General features: G+C 59.8%; 23 protein-coding genes. 16 read left to right on the top strand and 7 right to left on the bottom strand.

Annotated elements, in window-relative coordinates; genetic code table 11:
* The 5 genes from AC1D35_RS30210 to AC1D35_RS30190 form a co-directional block, all read left to right on the top strand.
* A partial coding sequence (locus AC1D35_RS30210; protein ID WP_477941564.1) for a transposase occupies window positions 1-192 on the top strand: 192 nt, incomplete at its 5' end.
* Between the two features lie 165 nt (window positions 193-357).
* Window positions 358-2,283 carry an SGNH/GDSL hydrolase family protein gene (locus AC1D35_RS30205; protein ID WP_113312208.1) on the top strand — a complete coding sequence of 642 codons (1,926 nt, stop codon included), beginning with the start codon at window positions 358-360 and terminating at the stop codon, window positions 2,281-2,283.
* 285 nt (window positions 2,284-2,568) lie between these two features.
* Entirely contained in the window at window positions 2,569-3,294 is a 726-nt protein-coding gene (locus tag AC1D35_RS30200) for a class I SAM-dependent methyltransferase (RefSeq protein WP_113296979.1), read from the top strand.
* A gap of 215 nt (window positions 3,295-3,509) precedes the next feature.
* Entirely contained in the window at window positions 3,510-5,447 is a 1,938-nt protein-coding gene (locus AC1D35_RS30195) for a hypothetical protein (RefSeq protein ID WP_113312207.1), read from the top strand.
* Window positions 5,448-5,695: 248 nt separating this feature from the next.
* A complete protein-coding gene (locus tag AC1D35_RS30190) occupies window positions 5,696-5,905 on the top strand; it encodes a hypothetical protein (protein WP_113335753.1) in 210 nt (69 codons plus the stop codon).
* 54 nt (window positions 5,906-5,959) lie between these two features.
* Here the strand turns inward: AC1D35_RS30190 and AC1D35_RS30185 are convergent, their stop codons facing one another.
* The 4 genes from AC1D35_RS30185 to AC1D35_RS30170 all read right to left on the bottom strand — a co-directional run bounded on the left by AC1D35_RS30185 (window position 5,960) and on the right by AC1D35_RS30170 (window position 7,417).
* Entirely contained in the window at window positions 5,960-6,466 is a 507-nt protein-coding gene (locus AC1D35_RS30185; protein WP_477941562.1) for a hypothetical protein, read from the bottom strand.
* Between the two features lie 55 nt (window positions 6,467-6,521).
* Entirely contained in the window at window positions 6,522-6,851 is a 330-nt protein-coding gene (locus AC1D35_RS30180; RefSeq protein ID WP_477853158.1) for a hypothetical protein, read from the bottom strand.
* Complete coding sequence (locus tag AC1D35_RS30175; protein ID WP_477853160.1) at window positions 6,848-7,027, bottom strand: hypothetical protein; 180 nt, start codon at window positions 7,025-7,027, stop codon at window positions 6,848-6,850. Before AC1D35_RS30175 ends, AC1D35_RS30180 begins: the two co-directional genes overlap by 4 nt.
* Window positions 7,028-7,156: 129 nt before the next feature.
* Entirely contained in the window at window positions 7,157-7,417 is a 261-nt protein-coding gene (locus tag AC1D35_RS30170; protein WP_113312206.1) for a KTSC domain-containing protein, read from the bottom strand.
* A 350-nt stretch (window positions 7,418-7,767) separates the two neighbouring features.
* On the opposite strand from AC1D35_RS30170, the gene AC1D35_RS30165 reads away from it, so the two are divergent.
* The 3 genes from AC1D35_RS30165 to AC1D35_RS30155 all read left to right on the top strand — a co-directional run bounded on the left by AC1D35_RS30165 (window position 7,768) and on the right by AC1D35_RS30155 (window position 10,460).
* Window positions 7,768-8,898, top strand: a complete 1,131-nt coding sequence (locus tag AC1D35_RS30165; RefSeq protein ID WP_113312205.1) for an acyltransferase family protein — start codon at window positions 7,768-7,770, stop codon at window positions 8,896-8,898.
* A 168-nt stretch (window positions 8,899-9,066) separates the two neighbouring features.
* Window positions 9,067-9,768 (top strand): GntR family transcriptional regulator, encoded by a 702-nt coding sequence (locus AC1D35_RS30160; protein WP_113312204.1) that lies wholly within the window; start codon window positions 9,067-9,069, stop codon window positions 9,766-9,768.
* Window positions 9,768-10,460, top strand: a complete 693-nt coding sequence (locus AC1D35_RS30155; protein ID WP_113312203.1) for a GntR family transcriptional regulator — start codon at window positions 9,768-9,770, stop codon at window positions 10,458-10,460. The genes AC1D35_RS30160 and AC1D35_RS30155 overlap by 1 nt, the downstream gene beginning before the upstream one ends.
* A gap of 301 nt (window positions 10,461-10,761) precedes the next feature.
* Here the strand turns inward: AC1D35_RS30155 and AC1D35_RS30150 are convergent, their stop codons facing one another.
* The gene (locus AC1D35_RS30150; protein ID WP_477853162.1) at window positions 10,762-12,669 is read right to left on the bottom strand and encodes a bifunctional sugar phosphate isomerase/epimerase/4-hydroxyphenylpyruvate dioxygenase family protein; all 1,908 of its coding nucleotides are present in this window, start codon (window positions 12,667-12,669) and stop codon (window positions 10,762-10,764) included.
* 248 nt (window positions 12,670-12,917) lie between these two features.
* On the opposite strand from AC1D35_RS30150, the gene AC1D35_RS30145 reads away from it, so the two are divergent.
* The 7 genes from AC1D35_RS30145 to AC1D35_RS30115 all read left to right on the top strand — a co-directional run bounded on the left by AC1D35_RS30145 (window position 12,918) and on the right by AC1D35_RS30115 (window position 18,376).
* A complete protein-coding gene (locus AC1D35_RS30145; RefSeq protein WP_113296989.1) occupies window positions 12,918-13,748 on the top strand; it encodes a transporter substrate-binding domain-containing protein in 831 nt (276 codons plus the stop codon).
* Between the two features lie 111 nt (window positions 13,749-13,859).
* Window positions 13,860-14,312 carry a type II 3-dehydroquinate dehydratase gene (gene aroQ, locus AC1D35_RS30140; RefSeq protein WP_113310894.1) on the top strand — a complete coding sequence of 151 codons (453 nt, stop codon included), beginning with the start codon at window positions 13,860-13,862 and terminating at the stop codon, window positions 14,310-14,312.
* A complete protein-coding gene (locus AC1D35_RS30135; RefSeq protein WP_113310895.1) occupies window positions 14,309-14,977 on the top strand; it encodes an amino acid ABC transporter permease in 669 nt (222 codons plus the stop codon). Before aroQ ends, AC1D35_RS30135 begins: the two co-directional genes overlap by 4 nt.
* Window positions 14,978-14,984: 7 nt before the next feature.
* Complete coding sequence (locus AC1D35_RS30130; RefSeq protein ID WP_113296992.1) at window positions 14,985-15,629, top strand: amino acid ABC transporter permease; 645 nt, start codon at window positions 14,985-14,987, stop codon at window positions 15,627-15,629.
* 112 nt (window positions 15,630-15,741) lie between these two features.
* On the top strand, window positions 15,742-16,470 hold the full coding sequence (locus tag AC1D35_RS30125; protein WP_113297108.1) for an amino acid ABC transporter ATP-binding protein: 729 nt from the start codon (window positions 15,742-15,744) through the stop codon (window positions 16,468-16,470).
* Between the two features lie 29 nt (window positions 16,471-16,499).
* A complete protein-coding gene (locus AC1D35_RS30120) occupies window positions 16,500-17,552 on the top strand; it encodes a Gfo/Idh/MocA family protein (RefSeq protein ID WP_113310896.1) in 1,053 nt (350 codons plus the stop codon).
* The gene (locus tag AC1D35_RS30115; protein WP_113310897.1) at window positions 17,549-18,376 is read left to right on the top strand and encodes a shikimate dehydrogenase; all 828 of its coding nucleotides are present in this window, start codon (window positions 17,549-17,551) and stop codon (window positions 18,374-18,376) included. Before AC1D35_RS30120 ends, AC1D35_RS30115 begins: the two co-directional genes overlap by 4 nt.
* A 38-nt stretch (window positions 18,377-18,414) precedes the next feature.
* On the opposite strand, the gene AC1D35_RS30110 is transcribed toward AC1D35_RS30115, so the two are convergent.
* Both AC1D35_RS30110 and AC1D35_RS30105 read right to left on the bottom strand, forming a co-directional pair.
* Entirely contained in the window at window positions 18,415-19,107 is a 693-nt protein-coding gene (locus tag AC1D35_RS30110) for a hypothetical protein (protein WP_113310898.1), read from the bottom strand.
* 594 nt (window positions 19,108-19,701) lie between these two features.
* Window positions 19,702-20,259: a hypothetical protein gene (locus AC1D35_RS30105; protein WP_162748589.1), complete on the bottom strand. Its 558-nt coding sequence runs from the start codon at window positions 20,257-20,259 to the stop codon at window positions 19,702-19,704.
* Window positions 20,260-21,330: 1,071 nt separating this feature from the next.
* Between AC1D35_RS30105 and AC1D35_RS30100 the strand changes: the two genes are divergently transcribed.
* A complete protein-coding gene (locus AC1D35_RS30100) occupies window positions 21,331-21,750 on the top strand; it encodes a hypothetical protein (protein WP_113310901.1) in 420 nt (139 codons plus the stop codon).
* Window positions 21,751-22,061 lie beyond the last annotated feature (311 nt).

Below are 22,061 nucleotides of genomic sequence, written 5' to 3'. Positions count from 1 at the left end.
GTCATTCCCAACAATCCAACCCGAAAGCAGATCAAACCGTTCGACCCCGTCGCCTACCGCCGGAGAAATATCATCGAACGTGCTTTCTGTCGCCTCAAGGACTGGAGGCGTGTCGCAACTCGATATGACAAGCTCATGCTCAACTTCGCGGCAACTTGCTACATCGCCGCCATCGTCATTTGGTGGGCCTGATTGAGTCTGGAGCCTAGAGCGCTGTGCGTCCATTCGGACGCACAAAGGACGCTCTAGCTTTTTGAATCTGCGCATCGGGCTTTCCGAAAATCGATTCAGATTTTCGGGCCGATGCTGTAGCGGCTTCGGCCGCTGTTTTTTCACGCGAGCGAGAAAGACGCGCCGATGGCGAAACTCTATAATATGCAGCGCGTCCAGGGCGTGGTGATCGTGCCCGACGGCACGCACATGTTCAACAACCGCCCTGTCATCGGCATCCGCGATGTCGGCGACACCACCCTGTTCGTCGACAACAAGCCAGTCCCGGGTGTCGAGATCGTCACCAATGGCGCGACCGTCTATAACGACCTGCCCGTGCTCGGCGCAGTCCGGATATCGGATGGGCGCAGCCTCTACGGCAATGCGCCTGTTATTTCGGTCAAGGGTGGTGGGGCACCGGGTTCCCTATCGGATGTTTTCCTGACCGGGACGCCGATGAACACGCTCGAGATCACCGTCCAGCCCGCCACCTATAATGTCGTCCCCGCGAGCATCAGCCGGCAGATGCAGGTTTCCGACGACGGATCGACCGGATGGGTGGATATCGGCAGTCCGTTCAGTGGAACAAAATTCACCTTGGGAACGCTGACGGGGAAATACCTGCGCGTGATCGAGACCGCGATGGCCGAGAGCACGGCGATTGCGACAACCAGCGCAGCCATGGGGCCGGTCGTGGCCTTTGTCGCGCTGCCAAGCATCCCGCTCGCAGCCGGCGCCCTGCTGGGCGCAACGGGTGATAGCTACATCGCCTACAACAACATCGATTTCAGCGCCAACATCCCCGACACCGCAGCCGGCCGCGCCGGCTTCAACATCGGTATCGGCCTGATCGAGTGGGTCAAACGTCTCGACCCCCGCTTCCGGGCCGATCAGTGGTTTGATCCGACGTCACCGCTGGCGCTGAACACCTCGGGCTTCAACAACGCGAAATCGGCCGATCATCTTGCCTTTTCAGGCGCCGGCTTTCTGGGCGGGATCGTCCCCCGTCTCGACGCCTTCCTGCTTGGCGATTTCAAGGCCATGATCTTCGAAGGCGGCTCGAATGCCATATCATCGGGCGATGACGGCCAGTCCTCGCTCCGGTATCTGATCACCAAGTTCGACGAGGGTCTGTCGAAAATCCGCAAGGCCGGCAAACTCGCCATCGTCGTAAAGGTGCCATATCGCGGGGATTGGCCTGCAGGCGACGACCGCCATGCCAGGCGTATCGCGTTCAACGCATGGATCGCCACCCAATCCACCCGCGATGGTATCGTGGCTGTCGTCGATCTCGACACGGTGCTCGCGCCTGGCGGCGTCCCCGATACGACCATGTATCTAGACGACAAGATACACCAGAGCCCGAAGGGCGCCCGCGCCATTGGCGAGGATATCCTCCTTCCGGTCATTCGAAGCCTCTTCTCTGCCGGAACCTTCATCGACCTCAACCCGGCCAACAATAACCTTGCTCCGACCGGCATATCGCAGCTCAATGGCGGCATTGCCGGGACATGGGCCAATACCAGCGCGAACCGAACCGGCACCGGACAGGTCGCAACCGGGGTCGCGATCAGCGTCCTGCGCAATGTCTCGGCCGTGGCTTCGCTCGTGGACATCGGTGGAGGCTATAAGGCCCAGCGCATCGACTACACCCCGCTTCAGGTCGATATCGGGGCCTACTTCGAGCTTCTCGCGCAGTCCATTTCCGTGCCGTTCACCCTCGATCAGACGAAATGGTATCGCGCAATGTGCGAGCTTCAGGCGTTCGACGGCACGCCGGCTTTCATCGAATTGCGGTCCATAACCCGCCAGGGCACGACAAACCGCTCAAGCGGTTTCAGTGGCTATCGGCTCTCCTCAGACACTTTCGTTCTCGGCAACGGGCGCCCCGGAACGTACAGGCTCATCTCCGAACCGTTCCGATGGGATGCGGCCTGGGGAACCGCCGACCGTGTCGGCATCGAGATCCGCATTACCGGCGACCGCACCGCACCGCCATCGGCCATTCAGTTTTCGAAGATCAAGGTCATGGAAGACGTCGATCCTGTTGCGCTATGGGGGTTCGGCGCATAGCACCACCTCTTCGTCTCTTGAACGGAAAAAGGCCTCGCTGACGCGCGAGGCCCCCCAATCCGGGCAGAATACTCATAGGCAATACCAGTATTGTTTGAAGTTGCGGTAGATCGCAACCTGCTAATTTTTACGTGTATGAAATGAGGATAAAAGCCGCCGCTGACGCGCCGCTATTCGCTGGCCGATCCAGGCGGATCGTGCCAGCTCGCGCGCGCAAACCGCGCAAAACCGATTGACCAGCAGCCTGCGGGTGCTACCGTGGCGTCCATCGGGTCGCTGGAGTGCATGAACGGATCGCTGGAGGATGTGATGAACTCTTCGAGAATCTGGCTTGGACGACACAACGAGGAATTCGCCAGGAGCTTGCCCGCAGGGTCGATCGTGCTTGATGCTGGAGCGGGAAGCCAGCCCTACAGGCACCTTTTCGGCCATTGCATCTACGAGGCCGCCGACTTCGAAATGGTCGACAAGGAATATGCGAAGTCCACCTATGTGTGCGACCTTTCAAATATTCCCGTAGCCGAAGCCAGATTCGATGCCATCGTGCTGAACCAGGTCCTGGAGCATCTGTCGGACCCGGTTGCCGTGCTTGAGGAGATGCACCGCGTCCTCAAGAATGGCGGGACGATGATTTGCTCTGCACCGCTTTTCTACGAGGAGCATGAGCAGCCTTACGACTTCTTCAGATACACGCAATTTGCGTGGCGCCATCTCCTCGCGAATGCGGGCTTTGAAATCATCAGCCTGGATTGGATGGAGGGATATCTGGGAACCGTCGCCTATCAGATGGAAACGGCTTCGAAGCATCTGCCGCGCGGCGCAAAGAACATCGCGCCGGGCGCGCTGGGGGTTGCAGCCGTTCCGCTGCTGGCATCCGTGCGTATGGCATGCAGGCATCTGGCCCGGGTATTCTATCGTCTCGATGCGCGGCAGAAATATACCCAGTCGGGTTTTCCGAAAAACTACATCGTCGTGGCAAAAAAGGCATTTGTCGCCAAGCAAGCCGCTTAGAGCGCCGCGTGTCCATCGGGACGCACCAGCGACGCTCTAACTTTTTGAATCTGTGCATCAGGCTTTCCGAAAATCGATTCCGCCCTTTCATCGAGCTGTGACGTGACGGCCCAACCATCGCCACCATTGCGTCCAATGTTGCATCCGGTCGCCTTATCGCGGCTATCCCGGAGCTGGCGACCAGCTCGATCACACCTGATGACGGAAGGCTCGCATTGGACAGCACACGCCGGAACCTGATCGTCGGCCTCTCGGCGATCTCAGTCGGCAGCATTGCCGCTTCCTTGACCGCGGGCGCCCGGCCGGCGCTCGCAACGCCGGTGACTGCTGCCGGGAATGCTGCCCGGAACGCTGGAGGGCAGACGGTGCGCCGCGCCGTCGCCTATGGCACGAATGCGGGTTATCAGAAGGATACATCCGGTTCGCCCCAGATGGCCTTCGTTCGGCGCAAGGAATATTTCCTGCCCTACAATGTCAAAGCGGGCGAGCTGATCGAGTTTTCCTTTCCGCTTTGGACGCTGGAGCGTCCGCCGCACAGTCCGGTCCTCGAGGTCGATCTCGCCGAAGCCTATGATTTCATGCTGTCGATGGAATATCCGTTCAACGACAATTCGGCATCCTCGCCTGACCTCGCCAATCGCTATCGCTGCCTGAACACCAGGGATGACAAGGCGATCTATTCCTATGTTCCGGGCCAGGCGGAACGCATGATGGTGTTTGCGGTGAAGGCCCCGGCCGACATTCCGGCCTTTACCGCAATCGGCGGCATCCTGCTGCACGAATGCGTCGCCGGGCGCTCCGGCGCGGTGAAGAACAAGGCCATCAACAGCGTCGTCAATGCCTCGACCTTTATCGGCCGCCGGGACGGTTCGTTCAATGCGACGACATCGCTGATTGCCGACGATCCGACGATGACCCGGACGACGTTCCACGCCGCCAATGCCGGTCAGACCGGCAATCCCGGCACCATGCTGGTCGGCGCCATCAGGATCGCCGTTCCCGCACATGCCGTTGCCATCATGTCGATGGGCAACTCGAAGCTTCAGGGTGCCAACGAGGGTACCGCCGGTTCCGGCACATTTGGCGATGGCGGCGGCGACCGCTGCGGCAATACCGGCTGGGGCACGCGCCTGGCATACAAGCTCCGTCTCGGTTGCGTCCAGATGTCCAGAGGTGCCGACAGCTATAACTATCAGCTCATATCAGGTGTCAGTCGCCGCATGGAGTTTGCCGCCTGGTGCAATCCGACGCATCTCCTTCCCTGCGATCCGCACAACGACACGTCGCAGACCTCGACACCGGCCTGGTCGAAAAAGACCTGGGCGGTCGACGACACCTGCAGGGTCAACGGCAATGCCTATATCGCCGATGCCGGCGGCGCCTCCGGCTCTGTTGCGCCGAGCGGCACGGGCAGGAACATCGTCGATGGCGACGTCCGATGGACCTTTATCGGGCCGGACGACATGGCTTCGACCGCCGGCATGTCGCTTGCCGGCAAGATGCGCAAGCTCTTCCGGCAATACAGGGCTGCGATGCCTGACGTGAAGATCATTCCGCCGACGCTCACGCCCGACACGACGTCAAGCGTCAACGCATCGGCCTATACCTATGACAGTGGCACCGGCGCCCTCACTCTCACCATCCCCGACGCTTCAAAACTCCTCCTGAAAAGCAACGTTCGCGTGGCCGGCCTCACCCCGAAAACCTTCAACACGAGCTGGAAGAACTACGCGCCGATCGCGGCCATCAACGGCAACCAGATTACCGTGAACCTGCCCATTGGCCTCAGCTCTCCCATCGGAAATGCGTCAGTCAACCTCACCTGGAGCGATCCGAGCTACCAGAGCCCAAGGTCCGGTTATGCCGCCCATGTCAGCTTCCGCTCCTGGATCAACCGGTTCCTGCGGACGAACCCGAACGGAGCGCTCGACATGGTCATCTGCGCGGATGCCGGCAAATGGGGCGAGGCCGGCAACCCGACGACTCCGGCGGCAGAAACCGGCGCATGGGCTGCCCTTCCAACCGACGGCGCCTCTCCCGGCGGCGCGTTCACCTCGGACGGGACACATGAGACATCACAGGGCAACGACTATATTGCCACCAGGCTCGCGGCCGACCCGGCTCTCGTGCAGGTATTGCAGAAGGCCGATTAGCAAATACGGGAGCATGCTTCGCCGGCATGCCCGCACAGTGTGACGCCCGTTATATCTTTTTATGGCGGTCCGGGTTAGGTGATGAACGAAGGATCAGAGGTCATACCGCAATTCTTCCCTGTCGCGTTTGCAGCATCGGCAGGGGATCAGTGAAGATGGACAACAGGAAAGTCCATCGGCGCTGACGAACCGCAACAGACTTGAGAAAGCCGCTGCTCAGGCGAACGCTCGCCTGACGACAAGATTCGATGAAACCATTGAATTATCTACTGATGATCTTCGTTGCACCGCCGCTCGTGGCGCTCGTGCTGGTGCTTCTTTTCATGATCGTCCCATGGCCCGGCGATCAGCGCGCGGACCCGCGCCCGACCGGAACGATCGGCGTCAGGAAAGGCGACAGGATCGGCAGCCCCGGCGACAGGTTTGCGCCTGCGCGATCCGGCGGTGACGTTCAATAGGATTGCCGGGCGCGCGACCGCCCCTCGCCCTCTTGCCCCCTTGTCCGTCTGCTCTCAGCGCTGCTTCAGCTCGAGCCGGACCCTGTAGAAATTCTGGGCGTCCGTCATCGCTTTCACGTCGCATTGCTTCGTGCCGACTGCCACGGTCGCGATCTCGCTGACATCGGTGCTCAACCAGATCGGCGCCGCGCGCGTGTAGGAACGGCCGGGAAGCGCGCGCCAGTTGGCAAAGAATATACCGACCTCCTGCCCCGCCGCATCGAGGAAGCTTGCGACGACGCAGACCTGATCGTCGTCATCGGGATCTTCGTTCCGCAGCGTGATGCGGGACATGATGGAATTGGTCTTTGGGTCCGGGCGAAAGGCGAAACTGTAATATTGCGGCCGCTTCCAATCCCACTTGTCCTGGACGACTTCGCAAAATCCATCCTCGACATGAAGGCATTGCTGCGCCGCCTGAACGCGCCAGACATAATTTTGCCACCCGTCCTGATCGGGAACGGGAGCATGATCGCTGGTGAGCAGGCCCAGGGCAATGGAGAGTTGCTTGAGAGTCGACATGCCCAATGCTGGCTAAATTTGCTGCAGCGCGCAAGCCATTCTCCCCTCGCTCCCGTCAGGATTTCCTCGCGAGTGGCGGCAAAGAAACAAAGGGATTGCTGGAATCGTAGCTCGCCTTCGGCTTGCCCTTGCCGGTCTTCAGCAATCCCGGCTCAAGCTGGCCCTTGGGGCCGAAGAGGTAAGCGCTTCCGGCGCAGAGATGGGCAAGCGCGCGGTAGTCGAAATACCGGAAGGTGCTGTCGGCAAGGAAGGCGGCTTCGTTATAGGCCTTGCCCTTGATGTCCGCAAAGCCGGTCTCGGTCATATAGGAAAAGAGAGCTTTCTTGTTCAGCTGCGCGCCGCTGCAGAGATTGCCGAGCGCATTGGCGAGCTTGACGACCCTCAATGTCTGGCATCCGGGTTGTCGAGCGGCTTCATCGCCTGCTTGACATAATAATTCGTCGCCGGATCGTTGGTCATGGATTTCTTCCAGAAAGCCGGCATTTCCTCAGCCGTGGCGAAGCCCGCCGAAACGGTCACGGCAATTGCGGCAAATAGGCAGGATCTGAAACTATGGGCCAAGCTATCCCCCGTCCGAGCAACCCAGACTGGCTTCGATTCGCCGCGTGACGCAAGGTCAAAAAACTTCGCCGGGAGACGCTTCCTCGATCGGCGACGCTGTGAGATTGCCGAACGCCGCCTGCGCCGCGATCAGGAAAACTGGCCGCGCCGGCCGAGAATCGCCTTGAATGCCCCGAGGCGGCCTTCCGCCCCTTCCGCCGAGCGCGGAAACGCATCGCGGATATGGCGCGTGTAATACCAGCCGGGCGACGTGGCGGTGATCAGGTTTTCATACACGACCGGGGGTACATTGAAATATCGGCGATGCCCCTTGAGGCGGATCTCGATATCGAGCACTCCGGTCGACGGGTCGTAGACAACGGATTTCACCAGCTTAGACGAGAGTTCCATTGTCGCTCCTGTGCTGCATCGCACAATGGAAACACTCTTAAGAAAATAGTCAAGCATTTGTATACCTTGTCGACGCGAAGGCCGTCGCCCCGTCCTCAAATTTCCGTACCCCGAATGCCTGGTGCATGATCCGCCGAGGACCCGGGGCGAGTGCATGTCATGGGGGTGACCGGCGATCTGATGGCGGTAAAAAGCGGCCCCAGCTGCGGCTTCAAGGGCTCTCCTTTTCTTGCCGCAGTGCAATAAAAACTTGTGCCGCCGCTCGAAAAATGGTCCATTTCGCTTACTTTGACGGGTGGATGCTGAAATTCCATAACCTTACGCAAACCTTAAGCAGAGGAAATTCACACATGACGAGTGTTGCCGGTGGTCGAGTCGATTGCCTCGATGGCCTGCGTGGCTTGGCGGCCCTATGGGTCCTGGTTGGCCATGCTCACCTCCTCACCCGCTTCTCGGTTCCCGTCATAGGCGATCCCGATCTCGGCGTTGATCTTTTCATCATGCTGTCCGGATTCCTGATGGTCTTCCACTATCAGCGCCGGCGCGACCGGGAGCCCTGGGAGGCCAACAGCACCTGGATCACCTTCTGGGTACGGCGCTATTTCCGGATTGCGCCGCTCTATTACGTCCTGCTTGTCGCCGCCCTGACGCTGGGACCCCTCATCTACAATGCCCGGATGGTGATCGATGGCTTCAATGGCGTGACGCCGCAGCTGGCCGAGCGCTATCTGGACAGCAGCCTGGCCAATTATCTTGCGCACCTGACCTTCCTCTTCGGTCTCAGCCCGCACTTCGCCTACAGGACGGCGCTGCCGGACTGGAGCATCGGCCTCGAAATGCAGTTTTATGCCGCCCTGCCCTTCGTCATGATCCTGGTCGGYCGTATCGGCTGGCTCAAGGGCCTTGTCGGCGCGGCCGTTGTTGGCATCGCGATAGCCTATGGGCTGGGCAAGATCGGCGTTCATTTTCCGATGCCGACCTTCCTTGCCTACAAGATGCACATCTTTGCGGCCGGCATGCTGCTCGCCGGCGCGCTGAGGGCGGACAGCGCGCGGGCCTATCAGTTTGCGGCAATCAGCGTCGTGCTGGTGCTTGCGCCCATTGGTGGCGAACACGACCTGAAGCATGAGATCGTGCGGGTGGTTCTGGTCCTGATCTTCTTCGCCTTCATCCATACGCACCGCCTGCCGGAACCAATGGCGAGAATATTCAGGCCGATCGGCGCCTGGCTGGGCAACGGCTTTTTCCATAGCCTCGGCGAGCTCTCCTTCGGTGCCTATCTCATTCACCTGATGGTCATGCAGCCGGTCATCGCCTATCTGATCCAGACAACTGACGTCTCCAATCCGGTGCGCTGGGCTCTGACCCTGGCCATCACCACGCCGATCGTCTACGGGCTGGCCTGGGTTGGCTATAACCTCATCGAAATGCCGGGCCAGAATATCGGCAAGGGCCTGACGAAGCCCCGCGCCTCCGCCTGACAGGCAACTGCGAAAGCGCCGGATAGCGCGGCCTCACGGCTGCGCCTCCTGCCTTGTCGGCGCGCAGGAGCGCGCCTTACTCGCCCTTTACCCCAAAATCCGTTTTCCGTTGAACGCACCCGAGTTCTCCCGCTATATAGGAGAAAACGCAAAATCTCGGAGACAAATATGCGGCAGGAAGATATCGAGGAGACCGTCGCCGAGAGTGGCTACAGGCAGATTCGGGCGGATATCATCTTTGGGCGGCTTTCGCCCGGGCAGAAACTGAAGCTTGAGAATCTGAAGGGCGCCTATGAGACCAGCGTCAGCACGCTGCGCGAAATCCTCAACCGGCTGACCTCGGAAGGGCTCGTCGTTGCCGAAGGGCAGCGGGGGTTTGAGGTCGCAGGCGTTTCCGTTGCCGACCTGCGCGAGATCGCCGCATTGCGGCTGCTGCTCGAAGAACATGCGCTGGAACAATCCTTCGAACAGGGGGATGTGGAATGGGAAGCGCAGCTGGTCTCGGCCCATTACAAGCTGGCGCGCATGGAAAAGGTGATGGCGACAGGCGATACCAGCCATGCCGAGGACTGGAAGCGTTATGACTGGGAATTCCACCAGGCGCTGATCGCCGCCTGCGGCTCGCGCCTGCTGATGGAAACCCATTCTTCCGTCTTCGACAAATATCTGCGCTATCAGATGGTGGCGCTCTCCTATCGCGGCAGCGTCGCCGAAGAGGAGCACAAGCAGCTTCTGGAGGCTGCCCTCAAGCGCGACAGCAAGACCGCCAAAGAGATCCTGCAGCGCCATATCCAGGCGGGCGTCGAACATGCGCTTGGCAAGGGGCTGCTATCGGCCCTGCCCGCGCAGGCCAAGCGGATGACAGCCTGATGCGCAGCGAAAGACCGGTGCCGAAGACGGCAGGCGATACCTCCGAGACGATCAGCGATGTCGTTTTCCGGCAGGTCCGGCAGGATATCATCTCGGGTGCGCTGGCGCCGGGCGCCAAGATCAAGCTCGAACAGGCCAGGGAGCATTATTCGATCAGCGTATCCTCGCTGCGCGAGATACTGAGCCGCCTTGCGATGGAAAACCTGGTGCTCGCCGAGGGCCAGCGCGGCTTCGAGGTCAGCCCGGCATCGATCAAGGAGCTGGAAGAGCTGGCGGATTTGCGCACCGTGCTCGAAACCCACGCGATCGGCCTCTCCTTCGCCGCCGGAAACCTGGAATGGGAAGGCCGCATCGTCGCCGCCCACCACAAGCTGGCAGCCGCCGAGAGGAAGCTCCTGGCAGGCGACGCCTCACGCACCGTCGACTGGGTGCGCTACGACTGGGAATTCCACCAGGCAATCGTCTCCGCCTGCAATTCGGCGACGCTGATGGCGACGCTGTCGTCGGTCTTCGACCGATTTCTGCGCTATCACATGCTGGCGCAGAGCTTTCGCGGCAAGGCGGTGGTGGATGATCACAAGCTGCTGTTCGAGCTGGCGCTGAAGCGGGATGTCGAGGGTGCAAGAGCGGTTATTCGGCGGCATGTGCAGAGTGGGGTGGCGCATGTGCTGACGAGTGGGCGGATTGGGTGAGAGTGGGAGCGCTCTGGCACGGAGACAGGGGTTACAGTTTGTTGCTGATCATAGCCTTGGTAGCGCCCGGAGCCCCCTCACCCTAGCCCTCTCCCCGATGGGGCGAGGGGACGTGCCGTGCGACGCCGTTGAGAAGGCCGAAACGGTGCGGCAATCCCTTCTCCCCTGGGGGAGAAGGTGGCCCGAAGGGTCGGATGAGGGGGCCATTGACGCGAATGGCCGATAGAAAACCCATTCTCCACAAAGGATAGGCTGACCACAATAACCCTCACCCCATCACTTTAAACAGACACCATACTTCTCACCCCGCATCCCTCGGAATCCCCTCCGGCCGCATCTGCTTCTTCAGCGCCGCAATCCGGAAAATCGCGTTCGGCGCCCCATAGCCGCGATAGCTCCGCCGCTCCACCAACTCGAAGAAGAAGCCCTCTCCATAGGTCCCGCTATAGAGCTGGAAATACTCGCCCTCCCCATCCCTGTCATAGAGAATGTTCTCCGCCTTCAGCCGCTCGGTCAGCTCCGGCTCCAGGCCAAATCGAGCCTCCACGTCGTCGTAATAGTTCGGCGAAATCGGCAGCGGCTTGAAGCCGTTGGTGCGCAAGGCTGCGGCGGTGGCGAAGATATCATCTGTCGAAAACGCCAGATGCTGGATACCGGAGCCGAATTTTTCGGCCATGAAGTGGCCGGCGAGCGTGCGGCGGTTTTCCGCGCCGTTCATGGTGATGCGCAGCGTCCCGGACTGGTTTTCGATCACCTGGCTGCGCACCACGCCGGAGGGATCGATGATATCGACCATGGGGGTTTTGCGGGTTTCGAAAATCGAGGTGTAGAAGAGCAGCCAGGTCAGCATTTCGTCATAGGCGACAGTCTGGGCGATATGATCGACGTGCAGGAGGCCGGCATCGCCGGCGTGCTTTGCATCCCCCTCCGCGCCCTCCTCTGCCACCGGCAAGAAATCGATCTCCGAAAAGCGGCCGAGCGGGCTTTTATCATCGATGAGATAGATCAGCCCGCCGCCGACGCCGCGGATCGCCGGCAGCTGCAGCTCACCCTCGACGACGGCCTGGGTGAAAGGCTCGGCATCGAGCGCCAGCGCGCGGGCATAGGCTTCGGTCGCATCCTCGACGACAAGCGCCACCGCATAGGCGAACGTGCCGTGCACGGCATAGGCGGCATTGGCAAAACCTTCGGGATCGACATTGATGAGGATGCGGATATCGCCCTGCTGGAAGAGCGTCACCTTCTTGGAGCGATGCACCGCCGCCTTGCGGAAGCCGAGCGCCTGCAGGATGCCAACCAGCTCCACCGCCTCCTCGTCATCGGTGGCGAATTCGATGAAGCCGACGCCCTTGACCTCGGCTCTGGCAGGCATCTCGATGCCGATCGGCGTCTCCACCTTGCGGCGGATCTGGTCGGCCAGATAGATCAGCGAACGGTGGCCATCTGCCGCGATCGCCCGTGTCGAGCCGCCGCGGAACTGGTCGTTGAAGATCTCCAGCGAGAAGAAACCGTCATAGCCGGTCGCCGCCACGGCCTCGGTGAATTCGGTGACCGGAAGATCGCCCTCGCCCGGCATGTTGCGGAAATGCCTGGACCAGTAGAGCAGGTCCATGTCGATCAGCGGCGCATCGGCCAGTTGCACGATGAAGATCTTTTCCTTCGGGATCGAGCGTATGGACGTGATGTCGATCTTGCGCGACAGCGAGTGGAAACTGTCGAGGATCAGCCCGACATTCTCGTGGTCGGCGCGGCGCACGATCTCCCAGGCATCGCGGTGGTCGTTGACATAGCGGCCCCAGGCGAGCGCCTCGTATCCCACCTTCAGCCCGCGTTTTGCCGCCCTCTCCCCCAGCTCGCGGAAATCGGCCGCCGCCCGGTCGAGGCCGCCAAGGGCTGCCTGCGAGACATTGGAGCAGACGAGAACCATGTCGGTGCCGAGCTCCTGCATGATGTCGAACTTGCGCTCGGCGCGGTCGAAGGTGCGGCTGCGCAACGTATCCGGCATGCCCTCGAAATCGCGGAAGGGCTGGAAGAGCGTGATGACAAGGCCGAGATCGCGCGCCATTCGGCCGACATCGGCGGGGCTGCCGTCAAAGGCCAGGAAGTCGTTTTCGAAAATCTCCACGCCGTCGAAGCCGGCGCGTGCAATCGCTTCGAGCTTTTCCGGCAGCTCGCCGCTGACCGATACTGTCGCAATCGAGGTCTTCATATCAAACAAATCCTCCTCGTTATCGGGCGCGATGGCTGAGGCCAGCGACCCTCCTCATGGCATTATGGCGAATGTCGTGAGGATTTCAATTCAATTGACCAAATGAAAAGTCTCATATGATTTTCAAAAACTATGTTGATTTATGGGTGACCCTCTGGCAAACATGATGGGGAACAGTCGGGAGAGGATGACTGTGAGGTCGCGTCTGAAGCAATTTGGCCGACCGCCAAAAAAGGAGGAGAATTCCAATGCTGAAATCGTTGCTGACGCGGCGTGGCGCCATGCTGGGTGCCGCCGCTCTCGTGGCCGCCATCGGGCTTGCAAACCCGGCCGCTGCCGTCACCCCGGATGAAATCAAGGCCCGCGGCAAGCTGATCGTCGGCATCCAGGGCGACAATCCGCCATGGGGCTTCGTCACCAGCGCCGGCAAGCAGGATGGCTTTGACGCCGATATGGCCACGGCCTACGCCAAGGAACTGGGCGTCGAGGTCGAATTCGTGCCGCTCGAAGTCAATAACCGCATCCCGGCGCTGACATCGGGCCGCGTCGATGTGCTCTTCGCCACCATGGCGATGCTGCCTGACCGAGCCAAGGCCGTGCAGTTCAGCCAGCCTTACAATGCCAATGCCATCGTCCTGATCGGCCCCAAGAACAAGTCGATCAAGACCAATGACGATATGGCCAACATGACGATCTCGGTCGCCAAGGGTGCCGCACAGGATACGCAGGTCACCAAGAATGCCCCGCCGACCGCCACCATCCGCCGCTTCGACGGCGATGCGGCAAGCGTCCAGGCGCTGGTGTCAGGCCAGGTCGAGGCGCTCGGCGGCAACATCTTCTACATGGACCGTGTGGAAAAGGCCCGTCCCGGCGAATTCGAAAACAAGCTCGAATTCCAGAAGCTCTATAACGGCGCCTGCACGCGGCTCGGCGAAAAGGAACTCAACGCCTCGATCAACGCCTTCATCGACAAGATCAAGGCCAATGGCGAGCTGAAGACGATCTACGACAAGTGGATGAAGGTGCCGGTTCCGGAATTCCCGAAGAGCCTCGAGGGCATTTCGTTCACGGCAGGCTGAGCGACAGGTTTCTGACAATCCGAGTACCAAGGCGGGCGTTCCGACGCCCGTCCACACCACCCTTATGCCCAAGACCAAGCAACTAGCATTGCCCCGTTCGAGGTGCGCGACATGACCAGAACCATCTTCGTCCTCAACGGACCGAACCTCAATCTGCTCGGCGAACGCGAGCCCGCCATCTACGGCTCCACGACGCTTGCCGACATCAGGCAGATGTGTCTCGCCAGGGCCAAGCCCCTCGGCTTTGCGATCGATTTCCGCCAGACGAATTTCGAGGGTGAACTGGTGGAAAGCATCCATCAGGCCCGCAAGGAGGCCTGCGGCATCATCATCAATCCCGCCGCCTACACCTTCACCTCGATTGCCCTGCTCGATGCCTTGAAAACCTTCGATCCGCCGAAGATCGAGCTGCATATTTCCAATGTCCATGCCCGCGAGGAGATCTATCATAAGTCCCTTGTCTCGCGCGTCGCCACCGCCATCATGATCGGCTTCGGCGCCCGCGGTTACGAACTGGCGATAGAGGCCATGGCAGGAATGGTGGGAGCGGCAAAAGCAGCATGAACTATCAGCTGGATTTCACCCCCGTCATCGATGGCCTGCCGAGCCTGCTGCTCGGCTGTCTCGGCACCTTCCTGCTCGCCATCTGCGGCATGGTGCTTGCCGTCATCATCGGCATCGGCGGCGTGGCGCTGAGGGATTCCCATATCAAGGCGGTGCGCTGGCTGGTGATCGGCTTTGTGGAGATCATCCGCAACACGCCCTTCCTGGTGCAGATCTTCTTTCTCTTCTTCGCCTTGCCGCTGATCGGCATCCGGCTGGACCCGACGCCGACGGCGATCATCGCGCTCGGCATCAATGGCGGCGCCTATGCGATCGAGATCATCAGGGGCGGCGTGCAATCCATTCCGGGCGGCCAGATGGAAGCGGGCCTGGCGCTCGGGCTGCACAAGGTGCAGGTCTTCCGGCTGATCATCCTCAAGCCGGCGTTGCGCGCCATCTACCCGTCGCTGACGAGCCAGTTCGTGCTTCTGACGCTCTCGACCAGCATCTGCTCGGCCATCTCTGCCTATGAGCTGACCTCCGTCGCCCAGCGCATCGAATCCGACAGCTTCCGCAGCTTCGAGGTCTATTTCACCATCACGATTTTCTACCTGATCATCTCCTGGCTGATGATGCGCCTCTTTGCGCTCTTCTCGGCCCGTTATTTCACCTATCCGGTCAAGTGAGGGCACCATGGGCAGCGAAGAATTCATCTTCCTTCTGATCGGCCTGAAATGGACCGTGTTACTCTCGGCCGTCGGCTTCGTCTGCGGCTGCATTGCCGGCCTCGGCGTGGCGCTCGCGCGCACCTGCGGCATGCCGTGGCTGGAGCGGCTGACCTCGGCCTATATCGCCGTCTTCCAGGGCACGCCGCTGCTCATGCAGCTCTTCGTCACCTATTACGGGCTGGCGCTCATCGGCTTCAGGCTCGATGCCTGGGAAGCGGTGGCGATCGGCCTCACGCTGCATGCCAGCGCCTATCTCGGCGAGATCTGGCGCGGCGCAATCGAGGCCGTGCCGCGCGGCCAGACGGAGGCGGCCAAGGCGCTCAGCCTCAAATATGTCTCGCGCATGAAGGATGTGATCCTGCCGCAGGCGCTGCGCATATCCCTGCCGGCGACGATCGGCTTCCTGGTGCAGCTCATCAAGGGCACGTCGCTCGCCTCCATCGTCGGCTTCACGGAGCTGACGCGCGCCGGCAACATCATCTCCAACCAGATCTTCCAGCCGCTCACCGTCTTCGGCGTCGTTGGCATCCTGTATTTCCTGATGTGCTGCCCGCTGACCATTTTCGGCGCCCGCCTGGAGCGGCGCTTCAACGCCGCGCACGCGCGCTGATGCCGCGATCTCACGAACTGGACCAAAGACCATGACAGCAGCACCCGCTCCATCCCCCAATCAGGTCACGCCCAATCTGGTCACGCCCAATCTGGTCACGACTGGCGAAACCATGATCACCATGAGCCATGTGGAGAAATGGTACGGCGCCTTCCAGGCCCTGCACGATATCAACATTACCGTCCACCGGGGGGAGCGCATCGTGCTCTGCGGCCCCTCCGGCAGCGGAAAATCGACACTGATCCGCTGCATCAACCATCTGGAGACCTACGAGAAGGGCGAGATCCGCGTCGGCGGCATATTGCTGGGCAATCAGGCCAAGGCGATCGACGCGATCAGGCGCGAGGTCGGCATGGTCTTCCAGCAGTTCAACCTCTTCCCGCATCTCACCGTGCTGCAGAACTGCATGCTGGCGCCGATGCGCGCACTCGGCATTTCCAAAGCCGAAGCCGAAGAACGCGCCCGCACGCTGCTGGCCCGCGTCAAGATCGGCGAACAGGCCGATAAATTCCCGGTGCAACTGTCGGGCGGCCAGCAGCAGCGCGTGGCGATAGCCCGAGCACTCTGCATGCGGCCCAAGGTGATGCTCTTCGACGAGCCGACCTCGGCACTAGACCCCGAGATGGTCAAGGAAGTGCTGGATACGATGATCGGCCTTGCCGAGGAAGGCATGACGATGATCTGCGTGACCCATGAAATGGGCTTCGCCCGCCAGGTCGCCAACCGGGTGATCTTCATGGCGAGCGGCGCAATCGTCGAGGAGGCGGCACCGGCAGAGTTCTTCACCAATCCACGCCATGAGCGCACCCGCAAATTCCTCGGCGAAATCCTGCGCAACTAGCCCGCCCCGCGGCTTCAGGGAGAAGCTCCATGTCAAAACGCCCCCTTGAGATAGCCGTCATGGGCGCCGGGCTGATCGGCAAGCGCCATATCGAAGGCGTGCTCGCAGAGCCGCGCACCGCCCTTGCCGCCATCATCGACCCCTCGTCCGCCGCCCGCGACGAAGCCCGCGAAAACGGGCTCCCCTGGTTTGCAAGCCTTGCCGAAGCACTGGCAAACACGCGGCCCGATGGCGTCATCGTCGCAACGCCCAACCAGCTGCATGTGGCAAACGCTGACGATGTGATGGCAGCAGGCATCCCCGTTCTCATCGAAAAACCTCTTGCTGACGATGCCAGGGCAGCCGCAGGCCTTGTGAGCCGTGCCGAACAGGCCGGCGTGCCCATCCTCGTCGGCCACCACCGCCGCCATAATCCCATTATCAGGCAGGCCAAACACCTCATCGAGAGCGGCCGGCTCGGCCGCATCCGCTCCGTGCACGGCAGCTTCTGGGTCGCCAAGCCCGATGACTATTTCGAAGTGACATGGCGCCGCGAACCGGGCGCCGGGCCGATCTTCATCAACCTCATCCATGATGTCGATCTCTTCCGCCATCTCTTCGGCGAAGTCGAAAGCGTGCATGCGATGGAATCCAATGCCGCCCGCGGCCATGCGGTCGAAGACACCGCCGTCGTGCTCCTGCGTTTCGAAAGCGGCGCGCTCGCCACCCTCAGCGCGTCGGATGCCGTGCCCTCGCCCTGGAGCTGGGAGCGGACCTCAGGCGAAAACCCCGGTTTCCCCCGGGAAGACCAGTTCTGCTACCAGATCGGCGGCACCGAAGGCGCGCTCGCCATCCCCGATCTCACGCTCTGGACCAATGCCGGCCGCCCCGACTGGCGCGAAAAACTCACCGAAGAGCGCCTGCCCGTCACTCCGGCCGATCCGCTGACTTTGCAGCTCCAGCATTTCTGCGATGTCATCGATGGGACTGCCGCGCCCCTCGTCAGCGGCCGTGAAGGGCTTGCGACCCTTGAGGTCATCGAGGCCATCAAGGCGTCCGCCGGCACGGGAAGGACTATATTCCTAAAAGGCGAAACCCCATGATTAGCGGCACCACACGGCTGATCGCCCATCTCGGCTACCCGACGGAAAGCTTCAAGGCGCCGCTGATCTACAATCCCTATTTCGAGGAACAGGGCATCGACGCCGTCGTCGTGCCGATGGGCTGCCGGCCGGAAGACTACCCCGCCTTCCTGAAGCTCGTCTTCCGCCTGTCCAACATCCACGGCGCCCTCATCACCATGCCGCACAAGATCCCGACCCTGGATCTGCTCGACGAAATCTCCACCAACGCCCGCGTGGCCGGCTCCTGCAACGCCATCAAGCTCGGCAAGGACGGCAAACTCATCGGCGACATGTTCGACGGCGAAGGTTTCGTGCGCGGCCTCAAGCGCAAGGGCCAGATCATCGCAGGCACCAAAGCCCTCCTCATCGGCGCCGGCGGCGTCGGCTCCGCCATCGCCGCCTCGCTCGCCTCCGCCGCCATCGGCCACCTCGCACTCCACGACGACAACGAGGCCGCACTCGAAGGCCTGAAAACCCGCCTCAACACCTACTACCCCGCAACCAGGGTCACCACAGGCTCCAACGACCCGGATGGATTCGACATCGTCATCAACGCCACGCCGCTCGGCATGCGCAAGGACGACCCGCTGCCGCTGGATGTGAACAGGCTTTCGCCCGAGATGTTCGTCGGCGAAGTGGTGATGAAGGAGGAGATTACGCCGTTTCTCGCAGCCGCAAAGGAGCGAGGATGCGGGTATCAGGTGGGGACGGATATGCTGTTTGAGCAGATACCGGCTTATTTGGAGTTTTTTGGGTTTGCCACGACGACTGCGGAGCATTTGCGGCGGGTGGCGCGGTTGTAGAGAAACTCGCCAATCAATAATGGGCTAGTCGTAGATGCTCACCCAGCATAGGCGAAATAAACTTTGCCCCGATCCGGATCTACAATCGTGACACTACCCCCCTTTCCATAAAAATAAAATGAACCAGTTGACCGGATCGACCGGTTGGCTTCGTTATCGCGCCCTCCTTTAATCGGGATCTCGAAGCCGTATTTTCCCAGGAATTCGAGTATTGTGGGAGGGTGGTGGTCAAAGGGCGGTACGGCCATCATCTGCGGATCGTCGTCGTAGGGATGCCATCGGTCTACTGCTGTCTGGTCGCTCGAGTCGTCAACGGGAGTTTCACGCCATGCTCCCTTTGCTCCCTGCAGCATATCGCCCAACCGGCTCCCCTGTTTCCGTGCCCAGTCTGCGCTGTCACCGGTCAGTCGATAGACAACGAAACCAGTCTCGTTGTCTCCGGGCATGAAACCGACGCCCCAGGTTTCTTCCAGGCGGTACTCGATCTCCGCCACTTCGAGCGGTTCGGGAACACGTGCGAGAATATAGTTTCGCTCGCTAATTTTGATGGCAACGTAGGGCAATACGATAGCGCCCAGACCAAAAGCAATAATGAGACCTCGCAGCGCGAACTGGTTCGGATGCGTCCATCGCCAAAGGCGGCGCAACCCAAGAAAGACGACTGCGATAGCGGCTATAACCGATAGAACGCCCAGGGCGAGCACGCCCAACATAGCACCAACTAACAGCATGCTTGCTCTTTTGTCGTCCAGGAGGTGATTGGAATTCTAGAAGCGCTGACGGCACAAAGCCGAGTATCCCTAACAACGTTCTGCGATGGAGGCAATGTCCGCTAATGGCGGCGCAAAGGGCCATACCCCACCGCCTCATCATCCAGAGTAAGTGCGGCGATGACTTGCAGCGAGAGTGCACTATTCTATCCGCCAAATGGGCATCGAATTTTTGAGCGCGGCCGCGACGTTGGACGGCTCAAGCATGACGGGGTGTTAAGAATATCAAATGACGACAGAGCGGGACGAGAATAACGAGCTACCGAGAAAAACGCAGAACCCACGAGACGATAGCGTTGGGCCCTGGGGAGTTAGGAGCAACGAAAGAGATCCGCCTGCACCTCCTTGGGACGTACCATATGACCAGTATCGACGCGTCTACTCCGAAATGCAGGTTCTTAGGGATTTCTATAAGATCATGAGATCGCTTTTTTCGCGGAAAAATGGCGCTTGAGATGAAGACTCGCTCGCTGTCTGATCCCCACCCCCCCTTCATCGGGCGTTGACGAATGCTCGCCGGGATTCGGTGAAAGCAGTCTGCAGTTTTTCAATCATCTACCAAGTCAGATCGCAGACGAACGAGCTTTTGTTTCCTTGCCGGAGAATGTGGCCAGCCAACCTTCTTACCGGATCCTCACCATTCTCGTCCAACCCAGGCTCGGGCATAACGTCAACTTCTTCGTCCAGAGCAATCTTTAGGTGAACGCCCGTCTTGGCAAAGATCGACGACCTGACGGTCTCAGCATCGTTTTCAAATTCGATCATATAGAGTCCGCAGGTGAAACAATCACAATGTCCGCCCAGTGGAATTTTTATTGATCGGTATTTGTTCCCGTAGAAGGTTCCCCTTGTCTCGAATGCTGCAGAAGTATCTTCTCGCTTTTTACATTCGTTACTGACCTTTGCTTTTTTGACATCAAGATATTTCCTAATGTCTACAGCGATCCCCTCGGTGACGAATTTTCTAGTCTCTCCGTCGATGAAGAGTTTTTGCGGCTCTGGAAGGCAGTCATTCAAACTCGGAAAAACCAGTTCGGTCCAGTCTGCTGCCCCAGCGCCAAACGGAAGCAAAATAGCGACCGCGGCTGCTTGCAATACTTTTCTCAAATGCATCTTTGTTAACCCCCGCGTCACGTCGGGCCGACGATTACGTTAAGTTGAAATCCGAAGCTAGTCCTACCACCCGATCATCATTTGCTTCGCAAACCGGCGATCGGCTATGAACCGCATAAGATAATCGGCCGATCGATTGCGAGGCGCTTGTGAACGGTTCTATCAAGCCACGGAATTTGCTGATTCCTCTGTCCTTAGTTATTTTTATTTGTTCCTGGTTTCTGCTCGGCGTTTCGTCGTCGATTGTGGTGGGCGTTTTCAATTTCGTTCCGTCTGCCGAGTGGGTGGCAGAGACAAATCTTCTGCGAACTATCGCGGGCTCCCTGTCTGCGGCGCTTTTTGTTTGGGTTTTTTGGAAAGGCGGCAGACAGCTTGGGGTGAGCAGACTGAAGCGCCTCGTCACCATCATAACCAGCCCGTTTGTCGGTTACTTTGTGGGAGGCAATATCCTGTTAATTTGGCCGATGCTGCTCCCACTATTCGTAGGCCATGAAGTTGCGCTTCCTTTTACTGTACAGAATGCAACCACTTACGGTGGAGGGATCTGCCGCGCTCCCGTCCACTTGGAAGACATGCCTTTTCTTATCGGCCGAGTGTGCAACGTTCCTCAGAGCATCAGATCAAGTTTGAGACCGGGCATTGGCATCGTCGTACGCGGCTGGGGAACGCATCTCGGGGTATATGCGCCTGACGTGAGCCTAACCCGGACGGACCTCTAATCGTCAAGGGCCTCTGTCCGCAACTCCCCACCACCCGATTATCGATCGACCTCAATTCGCGGTCGATGGCGGCTGCGGTTTCTCAGCCTCATCGCTGCAGAACGAGAGTTGAAGCCTTTTGCAACTGGCCAGCGGATCTTCATCCCGCGGTCCCATCGCATGACCAAGCGTTATCAGTGTCGCCAGAACGCATTTGAAAAGAATCATGGATGCTCCCTCGGCAACCGGTGAATTGTCGAGGTGTATCCAGGCTGTTGCAATGGAGCAATAACCCCACCGCCACCCCATCATCAAACGGTGATTGACTTCAAGATTGCAGCACGCAAATTGATATGATCGGGGGATTAGAAACATGTCTTTGAAAGTGCTTTTCCTTGCTGCGTTCGCGTTGTTCGCTTCAGCAGAGGTCATGCTGGCCTCAGGTGACTCAAGTAGTTCCGCGGTGGTGCAGGACCCTTCCTGCAGGGATGTGAATGGCGCCTATCTCAAAACACACGGCTCGGCTGCCTTTCATGTGCTTATGTACCGACGAGAGGATGAGAAACCGTTCATGGAAACGGTTGTCGATAAGCCATACGGTTATGAACGACAGATTCGCGGCGGTAAGTGGACCTCATTCAACCCGGAAGTCTATCCGATCGATGACATGGGACGAGGGCCGAAGTACACTGAGTGCCGCTTCGTCAGAAAGGTCATGCTGAACTCAATATCGGCGAAGCATTATAAGGCGCTGTGGCATCGTTTCCCGAATGAGGCTCGCTCCGACATATAGATTTCAAATGCTGATGGAAGAATCCTCAAGATAATCCGAAAATACCAGCGGTGGGAGTTTTCGTCCGATATAATCGTGGAAACCTACGATTACGACGCAGCGAACTTTAAGCTGCCAGAGCCAGAAGAAGTTCAGGAATGATTGGGGGTACCAGAACGGCCCCCTGCCTAGTGCCCACCACCCCATTATCATCTGATGGGCACTCCACATCGTAAAAGCCTCGGGTCCTGTCCGGCATCTGGCGGCGACTTTTGGGCTAGCGAACACCCCTCACCTCAGATGTGTCATTCACCGCGCAGACGCGCAGTGAC

Source organism: Rhizobium sp. P1_E6 (genome assembly GCF_056405875.1).
The sequence above is the reverse complement of the archived record's forward strand: the minus strand, read 5'-3'. Positions and strand labels throughout refer to the sequence as shown.